This window comes from Streptomyces sp. NPDC001852 (assembly GCF_042891825.1).
GTDB lineage: Bacteria > Actinomycetota > Actinomycetes > Streptomycetales > Streptomycetaceae > Streptomyces.
Genome location: NZ_JBIATN010000012.1, coordinates 187625 through 206623, shown reverse-complemented (window position 1 = coordinate 206623; position 18999 = coordinate 187625). Strand labels below are relative to the sequence as shown.

Genomic DNA, 18999 nt, shown 5'->3' with positions numbered 1-18999 from the left:
GGTTTGTGATTACGAAACCTTGTTGAACAAGTCACAGCTGCGTGTAGAGGTTGATCCACCACCCGCCGATCGGCGAGAGTTTCGCGCAGCCCCGCCCTGCGCGGGCCCGGCCGTCGTGCCCACCCCCACGGGGCACGACGGCCGCTCTACGCTGGCCGGATGACGACCTACGCGGCGCTGTTGCGCGGAATCAACGTCGGCGGCAGCAGGAAGTTGCCGATGGCCGACCTCCGTACGCTGCTGAGCGGCCTCGGCCACACCGGCGTACGGACCCATCTGCAGAGCGGCCAGGCCGTGTTCACCGCCGACCAGGGCGACGAGGAGTCGCTGGCGGCGGAGTTGAGCCGGGCGATCGAGGAGCGGTTCGGCTTCGCGGTCGACGTGATCGTGCGCGACCACGCGTATCTGGCGGCGGTCGCCGAGGCCTGCCCGTTCCCGGCCGCCGAGCTGCAGCCCAAGCAGCTGCACGTCACGTACTTCTCCGCACCGGCCGCCCCGGACCGCTACGCCGGCATCGACGCCGCCGCGTACCTCCCCGAGGAGTTCCGCCTCGGCGACCGCTGCCTGTACCTGTACGCCCCCGAGGGCCTCGGCCGCTCCAAGCTGGCCGAGGCCCTGTCCCGCCCGCGCCTGACCAAGGGACTGATCGCCACGAGCCGGAACTGGAACACCGTGCTCAAGCTGGTCGAGTTGACGGCTCCGGGAGCGTGACGGACCGCGGACCGAGGAACGGCGCGTGCGACAGGATCTCGCGGGGTACGGCCAGCCGCGGGTCGGCGCTCAGGCGGCCCAGCTCCTCGGTGGTGCCGGCCGCGGCCACCGTGTCGAGCAGCGCGAGGTCGGCCTCGGTGAGGCGCCCGTCCCACGGACCCCAGTCGTCCCAGGGCAGCGGCTCGGTGCCGGTCAGCGCGGCCAGGTCCAGTACGATGCTGTGGGCCACCGGTTCCAGGCCGCGCAGACCCGGCTCGACCCAGACCCCGAAGGTGTCCGGGTCCGCCTCCCCGGCCCGGCAGGCCCGCCACGCCTGCCCGGCGACGACGAACCGGTCCCGAGGTACGTCCAGCGGGTCGAACGGCACGCCGTAGCGGTCGTCGTGGACCTGCGGATCGGCCAACAACCATGATCCGTCGGGGAGTTGGTATTCGGTCACCCAGTGCTCGTCGTGGAAGCCGGTGACGAAGTAGGTGGCGTACCCGCCCCGGACGCGGGCCGGGGTGCCCGTCGCGCGCAGCAGGGAGCACAGCAGGAGCGCGAAGTCCCGGCAGGTGCCGACGAATCGCTGGTCGTACGGCCGTTCCCCGGTGAGCGGGCCGCTGCCGCGCTCGCGCAGGAGGTGCAGGATCTCCGTGACGTACCGGGACTCGGCGTCGTGGTGCAGCCGCTCCTCGGGGATGGCACACCCGAAGCGCTCGCCCTCCAGCCGGTGCAGGAGCAGCCCGCGCACCAGCGCGGTGAGCCGGCGCGGATCCCGGGGCAGGCCGGCGACGTCCAGGTCGCCCGGATCGCTGTACGGCGTCTGCCGCAGGTAGAAGTCGTCCATGCCCCGCACGCTTCGCCCTGCCCCAGGGGCAAGGTCAAGCACGCGCACCTAGGCCCTGTCGTCAAACTCCCTCCCCCAGCCTTCGGCCGGGAGGTGCCCCCAGCCCCGCGACGCCATGCACGCACTCTCGCCGCACCGGGCCCGGGCCCGAGTACGTCCAGTACGAGGGCCAGGGCCCGGCACTCCCCCAGCCTTCGGCCGGGGGGACCCCCAGAGCACGCACCTGACGCCGCAGGGCCCGCCCTTCGGGCGGACGACGGGAGTTTGACGACAGGGCCTAGTGGACGTTGGCGGCGGATGGCACGTACGCGTGTGCGAGGCTCTGTCCATGCGCTACATCATCATCGGGGCCGGAGCGGTCGGCGGGACCGTGGGCGGGCGGCTGGCCCAGGCCGGGCGTGAGGTCGTCCTCGTCGCACGGGGGGAAGCATCTCGCGGCGCTGGCGGAGCACGGGCTGCGACTGCGGGTGCCGGAAGGGGAGTCGACACACCGGCTGCCCGCCGTCGACGGACCCGGACCGCTCGGCGAACTGCGCGCCGACGACGTCCTCGTGCTCGCCGTGAAGACGCAGGACGTGGTGGCCGCCCTGGAGACCTGGGCCGGGGCGCCCGTCGCGGGCGGCGGAACGGCCGCCGAGCGACTGCCGCTCGTGTGTCTGCAGAACGGCGTGGAGAGCGGCCGGCTGGCCCTGCGCCGCTTCCGGCACGTGTACGGCGTCTGCGTCTGGCTGCCCTCGACCTTCGTGGAGCCCGGCGTCGTATCCGCGCCCGGCCGCCCGCTCAGCGGCATCCTGCACCTCGGCCGGCTGCCGCACGGCACCGACGACACCGCCCACCGGATCGCCGCCGACCTGGCGGACGCGCACTTCGAGGCGCCGGTCGTGCCCGACGTGGCCCGCTGGCAGTACGCCAAGCTGCTCGCGAACCTCAGCAACGCCATCGAGGCGCTGACCGGGACCCGCGACACCGAGGCCGCCCTGGCGCTGTACGCGCGGGTGCGGGCCGAGGGGGAGGCCGTCCTCGACGCCGCCGGGATCGCTCGCACGAGCCAGGACGAGCAGGTCGCGGCCCGCGGCGACAAGGTCACCCTGGTGCCGCTGGACGGGGTCACGCGCGGCGGCGGTTCCTCCTGGCAGTCCCTCGCCCGGGGCACCGGCACCATCGAGGCCGACTACCTCAACGGGGAGATCGCGCTCCTCGGCCGGCTGCACGGCGTACCGACCCCGCTCAACGAACTCCTCCAGTGGCTCGCGGGCCGGTTCGCGCGGGAGCGGCGGGGCGCCGGGTCGATGCCGCTTGCGGAACTGGTGCGGTTGGCCGATGCGGCCGGGCGGTCGGTGCCGGCCGATGTCTTTGGGCCGCGGGGCAGTTGACGTTCCGACCGGTTCGGCGTTGCGCAGGGCGCGGACCGTACGTATCGAGGGGGCGGGGAAACGGTGGACGACATCACGCGGGACGCCGGGCGGCGGCTCGCGGAGCGGTTCGAGGCGGACCGGGCGCATCTCACGGCCGTGGCGCAGCGGCTGCTCGGCTCGGCCGCCGAGGCCGATGACGCGCTGCAGGAGGCCTGGCTGCGGGCCCGGCAGGCCGATCTGGACGCGGTGCAGAACCTCACCGGCTGGCTGACCACCGTGGTCACCCGGGTCTGCCTCAACCTGCTGCGGGCCCGCCGCAACCGGCGTGAGGACTTCCTCGATGCCCGCGACGGCGCCCACGACACCCCGGCGCTCTCCGCCGTGGCCGGCGACCCCGCCCGGGAGGCGCTGCTCGCCGACCAGGTCGGGGTCGCGCTGCTGGTCGTCCTCGACACCCTCGGCCCGGCCGAGCGGGTCGCCTTCGTGCTGCACGACATGTTCGCCGTGCCCTTCGAGGACATCGCCCCGCTGATCGAGAAGACCCCCGCCGCCACCCGGCAGCTCGCCAGCAGGGCCCGCCGCCGGGTCCAGGGCCGGCCGGCCGCGCCCGCCGCCGACGCCGTACGCCGTCGCCGGGCCGTCGAGGCGTTCCTGGCCGCCACCCGCGGCGGAGACTTCACGGCCCTGGTCGCGCTGCTCCACCCTGACGTGGTGCTGCACGCCGACGCGCTGGTCGTACCCACACCCGAGCCGATCACCGTGCGGGGCGCCGAGCCCGTCGCCCACGGCGCGATGGCCGCGATGGCCCGCGCTCGGCTCACCGGACTCGCTCTGCTGGACGGCGAGTTCGGCCTGGTCATGGCGGAGCGGGGGCGGCCCCGCCTGGTGCTGGCCTTCGCCTTCGGAGCGGACGCCCGGATCACCCGGATCGACGTCGTGGCGGAACCGGAACGCCTGCACGCCACCGAGATCGCGGTGGTGGACCCGGCGCGGACCGGCACCGGGGGTGGCATCGAAGAACTGGACCAATGAATCGAGAGCGGATTGGGCCGGGACACTGAACCAATGGGGCACTAGCGTCGCTGCCATGACCTACCGCGACACCGCCACCGAGCCCGCCCCGACCCGGGTCGACTTCTTCTTCGACCCGGCCTGCCCCTTCGCCTGGATCACCTCCCGCTGGCTGCTGGAGGTCGAGCGCCTGCGCCCGCTCGACCTCCGGTTCCGGGTGATGAGCCTGTACCTGCACAACACGGGCAACGAACTCCCCGACTGGTACCGGGACCTGGTGGACCGCTCGATCGGCCCGGTGCGGGTCGCCGTGGCCGCCGCCGAACGGCACGGCGACAAGGTGCTGCGCGACCTGTACACCGCGTTCGGCACCCGGATCCACGAAGGCCGGATCGAGGACTTCGACCGGGTGGTCGCCGAGTCCCTGGCCGAACTCGGGCTGCCCGCCGACCTGTCGGCCGCCGCCCACGATCCGTCGTACGACGACGCGGTGCGCCGCCGTCACGAGGCCGGCGTCGAGCCGGAGACGGGCGGCTACGTCGGCACGCCGACCCTGCACGTCGACGGCACGGTGTGGTTCGGCCCCGTACTGCGCGCCGTTCCACGCGGCGAGGAGGCCGCCGAACTCTTCGACAGCTTCCGGGTGCTGGCCCGACACCCCGACCTCTTCGAACTCAAGCGCACCCGCACCGGCGCCCTCCGCTTCGACTGACCAGGAACCGGGTTGGCCGATAACGGTCCCTCGATCGCGTCGGCTTGCCCGCTCGTGTGACACACGGACCGTGGCCGACGCAGAAGTCCAGGAGCCGCCGTGGTCCGACGTCGCAGGGGAGCGCCGGACCACGGCGGCTGCCCCTTACCACGGGCCCGTACCCGAAGGCCAGCCCTCGCCGAACGCCGCGACAAACCCGTCCCGTTGTCCCTAGGGTGGGGCGCGCAGACGGCCGGAGGGACGACCGGAAGGGGCGAGGGGACGGATGAGCGTGACGGGCGGACCAGCACGGGCACGTCCGCGGTACGACGGTGACGGAGGCGGCCCGGAGGCGGAACGCCCCCCGTGCCCTCCACAGCCCGGTCAACGGACCCCGGTCACCCGGACGGGTGGCGATTTTCAGCCCAATCGGCGGTATCGCGGCTGGCCGGACCCTGGTCCACCGCACCGCACGCGCGGTGTTCCTCCCCGCACCATCGGTAACGTCAGCCGCCTCAGCACCTTCATCTTCGGCAACCACAGCCTGGTCGCCCGCGCCGAAGCCGTAGCCACCCCCCACCCCCGAAGGCTCCTTCGGACGACAAGCGAGGACAGGACATGAGCACCTATGACTTCGGGCACACACCCGCCTATTTCGCCCGTATCGACCCCAGGAACGGCACACCCGACCTCGAAACCCTCATGGACGTCGCCGACCGGCTGACCGGGGCCCTGCGGGCCGAGTACCCGGGGATCGCCGGGAACGGAGAGGTCATCCAGGCGGAACTGGCGCTGTCCGCGGAGGACGGCCTGCCGCCCAACCGGGGCCGGATCCGCACCGCACTGGAGAACGTCGCCATCACGGCGGGCGCGGGCACCGCCAGCCTCACCTACACCCAGCACCTGCTGCAGGCGCTCGGCCTGTGAGTCCGGCGGAGCCGGGGAACGGTCAGGCGCCCAGGGCCGTCAGGGCCGGCCGGCGCGCCCCGTCGTAGCGTTCCAGCAGCACCCGCGCCACCTCCGGCGCCGGACCCAGCACGTCCGCCAGTACGTCCGCCCCGGCCGCGCCCCGCGCGATGCGGTCCGGCAGAAAGCCGGGGGCCAGGACGTACGGCGCGACGGCGACCCGCTCGCAGCCGAGGGCGCGCAGCTCCTGCACGGCGTCCTCGGTGCGCGGAAGGGATGCGGAGGCGAACGCAGGCCGCACGGCGCACCAACCGGTGTGCCACCACTCCCGCGCGATGTCAGCGATCACTGCGATCGCCTCCGGGTCGGTGGATCCCGCCGAGGCCAGCACGACCCCGGTCGAGGACTTGTCGGCGGGCGTCAGCCCCGCCTCGTACAGCCGCCGTTCCAGGGCCGACAGCAGCAGCGGCGACGGGCCCAGCACGTCCGCCTGCCGGATCCGCAGCCGGGCCGGCGCCTCCCGCAGCACGGCGGGGATGTCGGCCTTGGCGTGGAAGGCGCGGGTCAGCAGCAGCGGCAGGGCCACGACGTCCCGCACCCCCTCCGCCGCCAGGGACTCCAGCACCCCGTGCACGGACGGCACGTTGAAGTCCAGGAAGCCGGTCTCCACACGCAGCCCCGGCCGCAGCGACCCTACCCGCTCCACGAGGGCGTGCACGGTCGCGGCGTGCCGCGGATCACGGCTGCCGTGGGCGATGACGAGGAGAACCGGCCCACTCATGTCAGCCCCTCACCAGCAGGCCGCGGCTGCGCAGCACCCACCGCTCCAGCGGGCTGAAGATCAGCAGGTCGATGGCGATGCCGACGAACAGGATGAGCAGGATGGCCTCGAACACCATGGCCATGTCGCTGGCGGTGCGGGCGTTCTCCAGCAGCTGGCCGAGGCCCGTGCCGAGGTCGGGGAAGTTGGCGATGATCTCCGCGGCCATCAGGGAGCGCCAGGAGAAGGCCCAGCCCTGCTTCATGCCCGCCACATACCCCGGCAGTGCGGCCGGCAGGGTGACGTGCCAGGTGCCCTTCAGGCCCGTGGCGCCCATCGTGCGGCCCGCCCGCAGGAACAGCGGCGGCACCTGGTCCACGCCGGACACCAGGCCGTTGGCGATGGACGGCACGGCACCGAGCAGGATCACCGCGTACATCATCGAGTTGTTCAGGCCCAGCCAGATCACCGCGGGCGGCACCCACGCCACCGACGGCAGCGACTGCAGACCGGACAGGATCGGGCCGATGGCCGCGCGCACGAACCTCACCCGCGCCACCAGCAGACCCAGCGGGGTGCCGATCACCAGCGCGAAGCAGAAGCCGAGCAGACCGCGCGAGACGGATGTCCAGATGTAGCCGAGCAGTTTGCCCTGCAGCCAGTCGTTGCGGAAGGCGTGCCAGACCGCGCCCGGCGTGGGCAGCTTGGTCGGATCGTCGACGATCTTCAGGGTGATCAGACCCTGCCAGACCACCAGCACCACGACGATCGCGGTGATCGGCGGCAGGACCTTGTCGACCAGGGTCTTGCGCAGCGGCGGGCGGCCCGGCTGCGCGGTCTCCAGCGCGTCGAGGCCCGCTTCCACGCTCCCGGTCTCGGGAGCGGTCGTCGTGTCAGTGCTGGCCATGGCGGCGGATCTCCCCACGCAGGACTTCGGTGATCTCCAGGGACAGTTCCGCCACGGGCGCGTCCTCGATGCGGCGCGGCTGCGGAATGTCGACCTCCCACTGGCGGGCCACCCGGCCCGGACGGGAGGACAGCAGCACGACACGCTGCGCGAGCCGCACCGCCTCGCGCACGTTGTGCGTCACGAACAGCACGGACAGCCCCGTCTCCGACCAGATCCGGGTCAGCTCGTCGTGGAGCACGTCCCGGGTGATGGCGTCCAGCGCCGCGAACGGCTCGTCCATCAGCAGCAGGTTGCTCTCCTGCGCCAGCGCGCGGGCCATCGCCACCCGCTGTCGCATGCCGCCCGACAGTTCGTGCACACGCTTGCCGTGCGCGCCCTTCAGCCGGACGAGTTCGAGCAGCTCCTCGGCCTTGTCGCGCCGCTCGGACTTGGGAACCCCCCTGAGCTTCAGGGCGAGTTCGATGTTCTTGCCCGCGGTCAGCCACGGGAACAGGGCGTGCTCCTGGAACATCAGGGCCGGGCGGCCGTCCGTGGTGATGGACCCGGCGGTGGGCCGGTCCAGGCCCGCCACCAGGTTCAGCAGGGTGGACTTGCCGCAGCCCGAGGCTCCCAGGAGGGTGACGAACTCGCCCGGCGCGACATCGAGGCTGATGTCGTCCAGGACGAGCTGCTGCCCGCCGGGTGTCGCGAAGGACTTCGAGACATGCTCGAGGCGTGCGGCGTACTCGACCGACTCAGCGGCCTTGGCGAGGGTCGTGGCCATGGTCGTCACCTCCTGGGAAACTCATCGGGAAGGGGCGTCAGCTGGTGCCGAGACCGGCCGCGTCGACCGGCTTGTCACCGGAAGCCTTGAGGACCTTGTTGAGGATCGTCAGGTCGTAGATCCCCTTCAGGTCCGGCTTGTCCAGCAGGCCGGCCTTGACCGCGTGCGCCGCCTCGGTGCCGAGGGTGGAGGCCAGCGGGTCGTCGGTGAACTGGATGGACTTCCACGCCGGGTCGAGGACCTTCGCCGGCAGCGCCTTGCCGGAGTCCGCCTCCAGCTGCTTGTTCGCCGCCGCCTTCGCCGCCTCCGGATTGGCGTTGATCCACTTGTTGGCCTCGACCGAGGCTTTCAGCACCGCCTCGACCGCCTTCGGGTGCTCCTTCAGGAAGGCCTGCCGCACGATGATGTTCGTGATCACGAACTTCTTGTCCGGCCACAGCGACGACTCGTCCAGCAGCACCTTGCCGCCCTCGGCGACCAGCTTGGACGCGGTCGGCTCCGGCACCCAGGCGCCGTCGACCGACCCGGCCTTGAAGGCGTCCGGGGTCACCTTGTTGTCGCTGCGGACGACGGTGACGTCACCCTTGCCGCTCTGCGCGTCGACCTTCCAGCCCTGCTCCGCGGCCCAGTTGAGGAACGCCACGTCCTGCGTGTTGCCCAGCTGGGGGGTGGCGATCCTCTTGCCCTTGACGTCCTTGAGGGACGAGATCTTCTTCGGGTTGACGACCAGCTTCACACCGCCGGACGCCGAACCGCCGATGATCTTCAGGCTCTTGCCCTTCGACTTGGTGTAGCCGTTGATCGCGGGGGAGGGGCCGATCCAGCCGATGTCGATGGAACCGGAGTTGAGGGCCTCGATCTCGGACGGCCCGGCGTTGAAGGTGGCGTAGTCCGCCTTGGTGGCGCCCAGCTCCTTCTGGAAGAAGCCCTTCTGGTTGGCGACCAGCGCGGTGGCGTGCGTCAGGTTGCCGAAGTACCCGATCTTGACGGAGTCGAGTCCGTCGATCTTCTTGGCGCCGGCGGCGACCTTCGCGGTGTCGTCGCTCTTGGACTCGGAGCCGTAACCGCAGGCGGCGAGCGAGAGCAGGGGAAGGGCGGCGAGCGCGGCTATGCCGCGACGGAACAGCTTCGAGCGGTTGGCAGGCACGGGAGGGGTTCCTCTCGTTGGCCCGGCGGTCACGGTCTCAGGTCGTGGCCGGGAGTTCGGCAAAGGGTCTTCGTCGTGTCCGGGACGACGCCGGGTGGGGGGTGAGGGCGCGCAGGCAGTGCGCGTACGTCAGCACACACATCGCGCCACTCCGCCCTGCCCGCTGCCGAGGGCGCCGCTGCCGACGCGGCCGCCCTCCTTGGCGAACGTCGAGTAGACGTCGGTCGTCCTCATGATCAGAAGTCCCAGCCGTCGTCTTCGGACTCGTCCTTGACCGGCTCGGGGGTGGCGAACGACTCGCCGACCATGCCCGCGGTGAGCGTGGTTCCGTCGCTCGGGTCGATCAGGATGAAGGAGCCCGTGCGCCGCGAGTCGGCGTAGGAGTCCACCGGCAGTGGCTCGGCGGTACGGATCTTCACCCGGCCGATGTCGTTGGCGACGAGCTGTCCCGGGTGCGGGTGCAGGGACAGGTCGTCCAGCGTGAGCCGGGAGGGGATGTCCTTCACGATCGCCTTGACCGTGCGGGTGCCGTGCTTGAGCAGCACCCGGTGGCCGACGGTCAGCGGAGCGTCGGCCACGTGGCAGACGGTCGCCTCCACGTCCTGCGTGGTGGCCGGCGCGTCCTTCGTCGGCACGATCAGGTCACCGCGCGAGACGTCGATGTCGTCCTGGAGCAGGATCGTCACCGACTGCGTCGTCCACGCCACGTCCACCGGCTCGCCCAGCAGGTCGATGCCGGAGATCCGCGTCGTCCGCCCGGACGGCAGGACCGTGACCTCCTCGCCGACCCGGAAGGTGCCCGCCGCGATCTGGCCCGCGTAGCCCCGGTAGTCCGGGTGCTCGGCGGTCTGCGGCCGGATCACGTACTGCACGGGCAGCCGGGCGTGGCAGTGCGCCAGGTCGTGGCTGACCGGCACGGTCTCCAGGTGTTCCAGCACGGTCGGGCCGCCGTACCAGTCCATGTTCGCGCTCGGCTCCACCACGTTGTCACCGGCGAGCGCCGAGATCGGGATCGCGGTGACCTCGGGTACGCCCAGTTCGGTCGCGTACCCCGTGAACTCCTCGGCGATCGCGGCGAACACGGACTCCTCGTAGCCGACGAGATCCATCTTGTTGACCGCGAGGACGACGTGCGGGACCCGCAGCAGGGCCGCGATCGCCGCGTGCCGGCGGGTCTGCTCGACCACGCCGTTGCGGGCGTCGACCAGGATCACGGTCAGCTCGGCGGTGGAGGCACCGGTGACCATGTTGCGGGTGTACTGCACATGGCCCGGCGTGTCGGCCAGGATGAACCGGCGCCGGGGCGTGGCGAAGTAGCGGTAGGCCACGTCGATCGTGATGCCCTGCTCGCGCTCGGCGCGCAGGCCGTCGGTGAGCAGAGCGAGGTCCGGGCCGTCCTGGCCACGGCTCGCGGAGGCCCGCTCCACGGCCTCCAGCTGGTCGGCGAGGACCGACTTGGAGTCGTGCAGGAGGCGTCCGACGAGCGTGGACTTGCCGTCGTCGACGGAGCCGGCGGTGGCGAACCGCAGCAGCGTGGTGGCCGAGAGCGCCTCGGTCGTGGTCGTGCTCATGGCTAGAAGTACCCCTCGCGCTTGCGGTCTTCCATCGCGGCCTCGGACAGCTTGTCGTCGGCACGGGTCGCGCCCCGCTCGGTGAGCCGGGAGGCGGCGATCTCGGCGATCACGGCGTCCAGCGTGGTGGCGTCGGAGTCGACGGCGCCGGTGCAGGACATGTCGCCGACGGTGCGGTAGCGGACCTGGCGCTTCTCCACGGTCTCGCCGTCCTTCGGGCCGCCCCACTCGCCGGCCGTCAGCCACATGCCGTTGCGGGCGAACACCTCACGCTCGTGCGCGAAGTAGATCTGCGGCAGCTCGATGCCCTCACGGTCGATGTACTGCCACACGTCCAGCTCGGTCCAGTTGGACAGCGGGAAGACCCGGACGTGCTCGCCGGGGGCGTGCCGGCCGTTGTACAGGTTCCACAGCTCGGGGCGCTGGCGGCGCGGGTCCCACTGGGAGAACTCGTCGCGCAGGGAGAACACCCGCTCCTTGGCGCGGGCCTTCTCCTCGTCCCGGCGGCCGCCGCCGAAGACCGCGTCGAACTTCTCGCTCTGGATCTTCTCCGTCAGCGGAAGCGTCTGCAGCGGGTTGCGGGTGCCGTCGGCACGCTCCTTGAGCACACCCCGGTCGATGTAGTCCTGGACGGAGGCCACATGGAGGCGCAGCCCATGTGCGGCGACCACACGGTCCCGGTACTCAAGGACCTCCGGGAAGTTGTGTCCTGTGTCCACATGCAGCAGCGAGAAGGGGACCGCCGCCGGGGCGAACGCCTTCAGCGCCAGGTGCAGCATGACGATCGAGTCCTTGCCGCCCGAGAAGAGGATCACCGGGTTCTCGAACTCGCCCGCCACCTCGCGGAAGATGTGCACCGCCTCGGACTCCAGGGCGTCCAGGTGCGACAGGGCGTACGGGCTGTCCGTACCGCCCTCGACCTTGGCCACGGTCGTCATGCCAGTCCCCTCTCGCTCAGCAGGGCGTACACCGACGCCGCGGACTCCTGCACGGTCTGGTGCTGCGACTCGATCCGCAGATCCGGGGTCTCGGGCTCCTCGTAGGGGTCGTCGACCCCGGTGAGCCCGGTCAGTTCGCCCGCGGCCTGCTTGGCGTACAGCCCCTTCACATCGCGCACGCTGCACACGTCGACCGGCGTCGCCACATGGATCTCCAGGTACGACGTCCCGTTCTCCGCGTGCCGCTTGCGTACCGCGTCCCGGCTGTCCGCGTACGGCGCGATCACCGGGACCAGTGCCTTGACGCCGTTGCGGGCGAGCAGCTCAGCGACGAAACCGATGCGCTGCACGTTGGTGTGCCGGTCCTCGCGGGAAAAGCCGAGGCCCGCCGAGATGAACTCGCGGATCTCGTCGCCGTCGAGCACCTCGACCCGGTGGCCCTCGGCACGCAGCCGGCCGGCCAGCTCATGGGCGATGGTGGTCTTGCCGGCGCTCGGCAGACCCGTGAGCCAGACGGTGGCTCCGGTCGTCACGTCGTTCTCCTGAAGATCCTGAAGACTCTGATGGGTCGTCATCCGTGCAGTCCGCACTCGGTCTTGGCGCGGCCCGCCCAGCGGCCGGCGCGCGCGTCCTCGCCCTCGAGGACCCGGCGGGTGCACGGGGCGCAGCCGATGGAGGCGTAGCCGTCCATCAGCAACGGGTTGGTGAGCACGCCGTGCTCGGTGACGTAGGCGTCCACGTCGTCCTGCGTCCAGCGGGCGATCGGGGAGATCTTGACCTTCTGCCGCTTCTCGTCCCAGCCGACGACCGGGGTGTTCGCCCGGGTCGGGGACTCGTCGCGGCGCAGGCCGGTCGCCCACGCCTGGTAGCCCTTCAGCCCCTCTTCGAGCGGCTCGACCTTGCGCAGTGCGCAGCACAGGTCGGGGTCGCGGTCGTGCAGCCTGGGGCCGTACTCCGCGTCCTGCTCGGCGACCGTCTGCTTCGGCGTGAGGGTGATGACGTTGACGTCCATCACCGCCTCGACGGCGTCACGGGTGCCGATGGTCTCCGGGAAGTGGTAGCCGGTGTCGAGGAAGACCACGTCGACGCCCTTGAGCACGCGGGAGGCGAGATGGGCGACCACGGCGTCCTCCATGGACGAGGTGACGCAGAACTTCGCCCCGAAGGTGTCGACCGCCCACTGGAGGATCTCCAGGGCGGAGGCGTCCTCCAGGTCACGGCCCGCCTGCTCGGCGAGCGCCTTCAACTCCTCGGCCGTACGCTGCTGTTCCTGAGCCGTCGTCATATCCCGTCGTCCCCTCCGTTGTCGGCTCGCCGAAGGCCCCGGGCCAGCAGCCCGAGGAACTTCAGCTGGAATGCGCGGTTGCACGCCCCGCATTCCCAGGCGCCATGGCTGCCTTCGAGAGCTTCGCTCGGCCGAAGGTCCTCGTCGCCGCAGTAGGGGCAGTAGAAGGGCGCGGCACGCTCGCTCACGACAGGGCCTCCTCAGAAGCGCGGGAAGCCCAGGTCGCGAACCGCTCGCCGTCCTCGCGCTCCGCCTGGAAGCGCTTGAGGACCCGCTCGATGTAGTCGGGGAGCTCCTCCGCGGTGACCTTCAGACCGCGCACCTTGCGGCCGAAGCCCGCCTCCAGGCCGAGCGCGCCGCCGAGGTGCACCTGGTAGCCCTCGACCTGTTCGCCCTTGTCGTTCAGCACCAGCTGGCCCTTGAGACCGATGTCCGCGACCTGGATACGGGCACAGGCGTTCGGGCAGCCGTTGAGGTTGATCGTGATCGGCTCGTCGAAGTCCGGCAGGCGGCGCTCCAGTTCGTCGATCAGCGTGGAGCCGCGCTGCTTGGTCTCGACGATGGCGAGCTTGCAGAACTCGATGCCGGTGCAGGCCATGGTGCCGCGCCGGAAGGAGGACGGCCGGGCGGTGAGGTCCAGCGCCTGCAGGCCCTCGACCAGCGAGTCCACCCTGTCCTGCTCGACGTCGAGGACGATCATCTTCTGCTCGACGGTGGTACGCACCCGGCCCGAGCCGTGCGCCTCCGCGAGGTCGGCGATCTTCGTCAGCGTGGCGCCGTCGACGCGGCCGACACGCGGGGCGAAACCGACGTAGTAACGGCCGTCCTTCTGCCGGTGCACACCGATGTGGTCGCGCCACTGCTGCGCGGGCTGCTCCGGGGCGGGCCCGTCGGTCAGCCTGCGCTTCAGGTACTCGTCCTCCAGCACCTGACGGAACTTCTCCGCGCCCCAGTCGGCGACGAGGAACTTCAGCCGGGCCCGGTTGCGCAGCCGGCGGTAGCCGTAGTCACGGAAGATCGAGATGACGCCCTCGTAGACGTCCGCGACCTCCTCCAGCGGCACCCAGGCGCCGAGCCGCACGCCCAGCTTGGGGTTGGTGGACAGACCGCCGCCGACCCACAGGTCGAAGCCGGGACCGTGCTCGGGGTGCCGTACGCCGACGAACGCCACGTCGTTGATCTCGTGCACGACGTCCAGCAGCGGCGAGCCCGAGATGGCCGTCTTGAACTTGCGCGGGAGGTTCGAGTACGCCTTGTTGTTCAGGACGCGGCGCTTCATCTCCTCCAGCGCGGGGGTGGCGTCGATGATCTCGTCCTCGGCGATACCGGCGACCGGCGAACCGATCATCACACGCGGGGTGTCACCGCAGGCGGTGACGGTGGACAGGCCCACGCCCTCCAGTCGTTCCCAGATCTCGGGCACGTCCTCGATCCGGATCCAGTGGTACTGCACGTTCTGCCGGTCGGTGATGTCCGCGGTGCCGCGCGCGAACTCCTGGGAGATCTCACCGATCACCCGCAGCTGCCGGGTGGTCAGCGCGCCGCCGTCGATGCGTACCCGCATCATGAAGTAGCGGTCGTCCAGCTCCTCCGGCTCCAGCACCGCGGTCTTGCCGCCGTCGATCCCGGGCTTGCGCTGGGTGTACAGCCCCCACCAGCGCATCCGGCCCCGCAGGTCGCTGGGGTCGATCGAGTCGAAGCCGCGCTTGGAGTAGATCGTCTCAATGCGTGTCCGCACATTGAGACCGTCGTCGTCCTTCTTGACCTGCTCGTTGCCGTTGAGCGGGGTGAAGTGACCCACCGCCCACTGACCCTCACCACGGTGACGGCTCACCTTGCGGCGGGGCGCGGAGGCGGCGGGGTTCGGCGGAGTGGCGGCCATGGTTCTACGTCCTTCGGGACCGGTGGGAATCGGCTCTGACCTGCACAGATGCGCGCACGCGGGCAGGCGTGCGCGGCGTTGCGCAAGGAAAAACAGGTAGGGGGTTCGCGGCGGTGCTGGGGCGGTCAGCTCGCCGGACAGATGGCGCTGGACATGCGGCCGAGGTCGACGTGCCGCCGACTCACCAAGGCAATTCCAGTTCCAGGCATGTCGGAAGCGTGTCACGGCGATCTGGACACAGTCCAGCTTTATCCATCATGCGGACACCCTTGTCCCGGAATGTGGGACAGGGGTGTTGTCGCTCACATGCCGCGCGGGAAGGCTTGTCCCGGCAGGTCAGGCCGGGTATGCGCCGGGCCACGGCCCCGGCGCCGCCACGTCGGGCTCCAGCTCGACCTTCGTGTCGAACAGCTTGAAGCCGCGCCGCGTGTAGTTGTCCATGGCGAACTCGCCGTCCAGGCTGCAGGTGTGCAGCCACACCCGCTTCGTCGGCGTCCGCCCCGGCCACCGCTCGGCGAGGTCCCAGGCGCGGGCCGTACCGTACGACAGCAGATGACCGCCGATGCGCCGGCCCCGGAACGCCGGAAGCAGCCCGAAGTAGACGATCTCGACCACACCCTCGTCCTGCGGGTCCAGCTCCACATAGCCGGCCGGGGTGCCGCGGTCGTAGGCCACCCAGGTCTCCACGCCGGGCCGGTCCAGCTGCTCCTGCCACCGCGCGTACGTCCAGCCCAGCCGGTCGGTCCAGCGGATGTCGCCGCCGACCGAGGCGTACAGGAACCGGCTGAACTCGGGGGAGTGAACCTCGGCGCGGACGATCCGTACATCGCCCTCGGGCGCGCCGGACGGCAGGAGGTCGGCCGGCGAGGTCTGCTCCAGGGACCAGGTGGTGACAGGAACGCTGCTCATGCGGGCCAGGGAACCATCCCACCACCGGGTCTGTCGATCGACCGGGTCACCTGAGGGACGGGTGGGTCATCGCAGGGGCCGGTATGGGGAGTGGCACGGCGAGCGGGTCGCCGCGACGGGCGCTCGGGGAGTGGTTCGCCAGGGGGAGGGACGCGTCGGTCCGGCGGGCGGGTCACGTCGTGGGCCGGTTCGGCGGTGGGGCCGGCCCGGGGGCCGGTGGGGTGACAGGCCCAGTCCAGGGACGTTTGGCGCGTGGGTCGTCCCAGGGTGCGGTTCGGCGGTGCCGTCAGCCCAGGGAGTGGTCCAGTTGTGCCAGGGGCAGGGCGAAGAGCATCCGGTCCGACAGGGACCAGACCTCGCCCGTCTCCTGCCAGTAGGACAAGGAGCCCGCCGCCTCGGCCCAGCAGCGGTGGGAGCCGTCCGCGCCGCAGTGCGCCGCCTTCGCGCCCTCGGCGTCCTGCCGCCACAGCCCGCCGTGTCCGTCCCGTGAGCCGGGCAGGCGTCCCACATACCAGGACGCGTCGTCCGCCCCCGGCTGCCGGTACGACAGCACCCCCCGGATCCCGGCCGCCCGGGTCCGGTACGCCTCCACCGCCGTCACCTGCCCCGCGGCGTCCGTGCCGAGCAGCCCCTCGTGCGCCGCAGACGTGCTGAACGCGTACCGCCACAGCCGGGCGCTCCGGTCACCGTCCGGCGCGGTCCACTCCGCGGCGACCAGGCTGTCCGGCACGGTGCTCCGGTCGAGGGCGAGCGCACCGGGGCAGGGCGGACCGGAACGACCGCAGCGGCCCCCGGTGAAGCGGTACGAGCCGATCGCGGGCATCACATAGCGGTAGCCGTCGGCGGACCAGCCGCCGGGCACCCGGCCGATCGCGGGCCCGTCGACGCCGACGCGCAGGATCCGGTCGAGGTCGTACACATACAGGGCGTCGGCGCCGCCGGTCCTGGCGGTGACCAGCAGCTTGTCCTGGTACCAGACCATCCCGGAGATCCCGGAGGCCAGCCCCCGGTAGTCACGGCCGCCGTCGACCGGCACCACCAGCAGCACCCAGCGGTAGGCGAGGCGCGCGGGGTCGTCGGCGTTCACGAAGGCGACCCTGGCCAGCCCCCGCTCGTCGGACCGGCCGCCGGAGGCGCTGTGGGTCCAGCCGGCGAGCACCACCCGGTGGGTGCCCCAGACACCGTCGTCGTCGGCGTCCCCGGAGGTGGTCAGCGACGCCGGCCGCCAGTCGGTGCCGGCGGAGTCGGCGGGGTCCCAGCAGTAGGCGCGGGTGACGGCGGGGGTGACGGGCAGGGACGCGCGGTCGGCGGAGGAGCAGTCGGCGGACGTGCGCATCGCGCGGTCGGCGCTCGCCAGCACGGCGTCCACGCCGACCGGGCGGCCCATCGAGGCGGAGAGCCGGTCCAGCGTGCCGGCGGGCGTCAGCTGCTCCTGGAGCCGCAGCCGGCCGGTGTCCGCGGGGGAGGAGAGCGGCTTGAGCGCACCGGGACCGTCGGTGACCTCCGCCTGGGAGACGCTGATCAGGGTGGCGGCCGCGGTGAGCGCCAGCGCGGTCCCGGTCAGGACCGCGCGCAGTGCAGCGCCCCGCCTGCGCCGGCGGTGTCTGCCGCGATGCTTCATCTCGTCCCCTTCTCCAGGGCTCCTTCGCCGCCGTGGCGCGCCGGCCGGTGCCGGTCCAACTGTGCCTGATGATCCGTACGTTGACGCGAGAAGCGGCTGGGGAGGCCCTCAGGGGATGCTACGGCAGCAACGGCCCGCGCAGGGCGAAGACCCCGCAAATATGCGGAAGACACGCTCACCGGTCCGCGCCTCCGCCGCACCGCGCGGCCGTCCGTCTCCGCGCGATCGCCGGCGCCGTAGAGGAAGGCAGCAGGTCACGGGGGTCGTCGGGGAGGAGCGCCTCGATCTGCGCGTCCTCGCGAAAACGATACGGCCGGTGCTGCAGGAGTTCCCCACAGTACCGCCGGATCCGGGACATCTCCGCCCGCACCGTCACCGTGCGTGAGGGATCCCCGAACAGATCCTCGGCCAGGGCCGCCGCCCCGCGGCCGGCCCGGTGCGCGGTGAGCAGGTACAGCAACTCGGCATGCCGCAGACTCAGTTCACGCGACCAGGAACCCGCCGCACCGGACACCGCCAGCGTACTGCGGCCCGGCCTGGCCAGATCCAGCACGATCCGCGTGTCCGTGCCGACCGGTTCCTCGGCCGCCCGCAGCAGCCAGCCCCCGGCCAGCGGCTCCACCGCGCACGAACCCAGCGACGGCAGCCACCGGCGGCCCGGCGCCAGCGACTTGGGCAGCGCGATGCGCCGCACGTACGGCATCCCGGACACCGCCGCCGACCAGCCGTCCCGGTCCACCACCAGCGCCCGCCCCGCCATCCGGGCCAGCACCGGCGCCGCGACCGACCGCAGCCGCTCCAGCGAGTCCAGGTGCAGCTCCCGCAGCCGCGCCTCGGCCAGCTTGGCCACCGAGTCCACCCAGGCGAGTGTCGCCGGATGCATGGTCTCCAGCGGGCCGCTGACGTCCACCACACCGATCAGCCGGCCGTCCCGGGGATCGGTGATCGGCGCGCCGGTACAGGTCCAGGAGGCGTGGGAGCGGACGAAGTGCTCGGCGGCGAAGACCTGTACGGGCCGCCGTACGACCGCCGGGGTGCCCACCCCGTTGGTGCCGACGACGTCTTCCCGCCAGTCCGCGCCGAGTTCGAAGCCCAGGCCGTCCGCCTTGCGCAGCACCGGCGCGGCCCCCTCCCGCCACAGCACCCGCCCGTCGGCGTCCGCGACGACCATGATGTGCTGGGCGACGTCGGCGACCGAAAGCAGCCCCTGGCGCAGCACCGGCAGGACGTGCCTGAGCGGTGACTCCTCGCGCCGGCGCCGCACTTCGTCCGAGGACAGCAGCCCGGATCTGAAGTCGTGGTCGGGGTCGACACCGCTGCGCAGCATCCGTCCCCAGGACTGCTCGATCACCGGCCGGGGTGCGATCCTCGTACGCTGACCGGCAAGGGTGGCGTCGCGCACCTCGCTCAGCAGCCGCGCCGCCTGCGGCGCGTCCACGGCGGCCAGACGTGCCACGTTGATCGGCGGGTTCACCACGGGGGCCTCCCGGAAGGGCGTCGAACAGACTTGTCAAGCCGTCCGGGCGGCGGTTTCCGGCCCGGCTGCACCTCTCATACTGCCGCTCGGGCAGGCCGGAGGCACACACTCCGCGCACATGCGCCAACAAGTTGCAACCCCTTGCAACCCTGGTGGACGGCCGGAGGGTGGCCGAGACTTGACCCTGACGCGGCTTTCGCGTCCGCGGGCTTCAACTGGCCCAGGTGGTGGGG

General features: G+C 71.7%; 19 protein-coding genes and 1 pseudogene. 5 read left to right on the top strand and 15 right to left on the bottom strand.

The features are described 5' to 3' along the window. Nucleotides 1–159: 159 nt before the first annotated feature. Nucleotides 160–711 (top strand): DUF1697 domain-containing protein, encoded by a 552-nt coding sequence (locus ACFYZB_RS22360; RefSeq protein WP_388761266.1) that lies wholly within the window; start codon nucleotides 160–162, stop codon nucleotides 709–711. Here ACFYZB_RS22360 and ACFYZB_RS22355 read toward each other — a convergent pair. Further along, on the bottom strand, nucleotides 677–1540 hold the full coding sequence (locus tag ACFYZB_RS22355) for a transglutaminase-like domain-containing protein (protein WP_388761263.1): 864 nt from the start codon (nucleotides 1538–1540) through the stop codon (nucleotides 677–679). The two genes, ACFYZB_RS22360 and ACFYZB_RS22355, sit on opposite strands and share 35 nt — an antisense overlap. Before the next feature lie 328 nt (nucleotides 1541–1868). Between ACFYZB_RS22355 and ACFYZB_RS22350 the strand changes: the two are divergent. The 4 genes and pseudogenes from ACFYZB_RS22350 to ACFYZB_RS22335 all read left to right on the top strand — a co-directional run bounded on the left by ACFYZB_RS22350 (nucleotide 1869) and on the right by ACFYZB_RS22335 (nucleotide 5524). Next, nucleotides 1869–2913 (top strand): annotated as a pseudogene (locus ACFYZB_RS22350) (ketopantoate reductase family protein). A 63-nt stretch (nucleotides 2914–2976) separates the two neighbouring features. After that, nucleotides 2977–3927, top strand: a complete 951-nt coding sequence (locus tag ACFYZB_RS22345; protein WP_388761260.1) for a sigma-70 family RNA polymerase sigma factor — start codon at nucleotides 2977–2979, stop codon at nucleotides 3925–3927. A 55-nt stretch (nucleotides 3928–3982) separates the two neighbouring features. Beyond that, nucleotides 3983–4618, top strand: coding sequence for a DsbA family protein (locus ACFYZB_RS22340; protein ID WP_388761257.1), 636 nt, complete (start codon nucleotides 3983–3985; stop codon nucleotides 4616–4618). Nucleotides 4619–5215: 597 nt separating this feature from the next. Continuing rightward, nucleotides 5216–5524 (top strand): hypothetical protein, encoded by a 309-nt coding sequence (locus ACFYZB_RS22335; protein WP_208898074.1) that lies wholly within the window; start codon nucleotides 5216–5218, stop codon nucleotides 5522–5524. Nucleotides 5525–5546: 22 nt separating this feature from the next. Here the strand turns inward: ACFYZB_RS22335 and ACFYZB_RS22330 are convergent, their stop codons facing one another. The 14 genes from ACFYZB_RS22330 to ACFYZB_RS22265 all read right to left on the bottom strand — a co-directional run bounded on the left by ACFYZB_RS22330 (nucleotide 5547) and on the right by ACFYZB_RS22265 (nucleotide 18766). Beyond that, a complete protein-coding gene (locus tag ACFYZB_RS22330; protein WP_388761252.1) occupies nucleotides 5547–6284 on the bottom strand; it encodes a sirohydrochlorin chelatase in 738 nt (245 codons plus the stop codon). A gap of 1 nt (nucleotide 6285) precedes the next feature. Further along, nucleotides 6286–7170, bottom strand: coding sequence for an ABC transporter permease (locus tag ACFYZB_RS22325; protein WP_351204026.1), 885 nt, complete (start codon nucleotides 7168–7170; stop codon nucleotides 6286–6288). Next, nucleotides 7157–7936 (bottom strand): ABC transporter ATP-binding protein, encoded by a 780-nt coding sequence (locus ACFYZB_RS22320; protein WP_351204028.1) that lies wholly within the window; start codon nucleotides 7934–7936, stop codon nucleotides 7157–7159. Before ACFYZB_RS22320 ends, ACFYZB_RS22325 begins: the two co-directional genes overlap by 14 nt. A 37-nt stretch (nucleotides 7937–7973) precedes the next feature. Then, a complete protein-coding gene (locus tag ACFYZB_RS22315; RefSeq protein WP_351204030.1) occupies nucleotides 7974–9083 on the bottom strand; it encodes an ABC transporter substrate-binding protein in 1110 nt (369 codons plus the stop codon). Nucleotides 9084–9319: 236 nt separating this feature from the next. Then, nucleotides 9320–10654, bottom strand: a complete 1335-nt coding sequence (locus ACFYZB_RS22310; protein ID WP_388761248.1) for a sulfate adenylyltransferase subunit 1 — start codon at nucleotides 10652–10654, stop codon at nucleotides 9320–9322. Between the two features lie 2 nt (nucleotides 10655–10656). After that, nucleotides 10657–11592 carry a sulfate adenylyltransferase subunit CysD gene (gene cysD / locus ACFYZB_RS22305; protein WP_351204034.1) on the bottom strand — a complete coding sequence of 312 codons (936 nt, stop codon included), beginning with the start codon at nucleotides 11590–11592 and terminating at the stop codon, nucleotides 10657–10659. After that, complete coding sequence (cysC, locus tag ACFYZB_RS22300) at nucleotides 11589–12125, bottom strand: adenylyl-sulfate kinase (RefSeq protein ID WP_351204036.1); 537 nt, start codon at nucleotides 12123–12125, stop codon at nucleotides 11589–11591. Before cysC ends, cysD begins: the two co-directional genes overlap by 4 nt. 38 nt (nucleotides 12126–12163) lie before the next feature. Next, complete coding sequence (locus ACFYZB_RS22295) at nucleotides 12164–12877, bottom strand: phosphoadenylyl-sulfate reductase (protein ID WP_388761243.1); 714 nt, start codon at nucleotides 12875–12877, stop codon at nucleotides 12164–12166. After that, complete coding sequence (locus ACFYZB_RS22290) at nucleotides 12874–13065, bottom strand: hypothetical protein (RefSeq protein WP_351204040.1); 192 nt, start codon at nucleotides 13063–13065, stop codon at nucleotides 12874–12876. The genes ACFYZB_RS22295 and ACFYZB_RS22290 overlap by 4 nt, the downstream gene beginning before the upstream one ends. Next, nucleotides 13062–14759, bottom strand: a complete 1698-nt coding sequence (locus ACFYZB_RS22285) for a nitrite/sulfite reductase (RefSeq protein ID WP_388761240.1) — start codon at nucleotides 14757–14759, stop codon at nucleotides 13062–13064. The genes ACFYZB_RS22290 and ACFYZB_RS22285 overlap by 4 nt, the downstream gene beginning before the upstream one ends. 125 nt (nucleotides 14760–14884) lie before the next feature. Beyond that, nucleotides 14885–14968: a putative leader peptide gene (locus ACFYZB_RS22280; RefSeq protein WP_310739661.1), complete on the bottom strand. Its 84-nt coding sequence runs from the start codon at nucleotides 14966–14968 to the stop codon at nucleotides 14885–14887. 127 nt (nucleotides 14969–15095) lie between these two features. Beyond that, nucleotides 15096–15668: a GNAT family N-acetyltransferase gene (locus ACFYZB_RS22275; protein WP_388761237.1), complete on the bottom strand. Its 573-nt coding sequence runs from the start codon at nucleotides 15666–15668 to the stop codon at nucleotides 15096–15098. A gap of 286 nt (nucleotides 15669–15954) precedes the next feature. Further along, on the bottom strand, nucleotides 15955–17289 hold the full coding sequence (locus ACFYZB_RS22270; protein ID WP_388761234.1) for a hypothetical protein: 1335 nt from the start codon (nucleotides 17287–17289) through the stop codon (nucleotides 15955–15957). Nucleotides 17290–17464: 175 nt separating this feature from the next. Further along, complete coding sequence (locus tag ACFYZB_RS22265; protein WP_388761231.1) at nucleotides 17465–18766, bottom strand: GAF domain-containing protein; 1302 nt, start codon at nucleotides 18764–18766, stop codon at nucleotides 17465–17467. Between the last annotated feature and the right edge of the window lie 233 nt (nucleotides 18767–18999).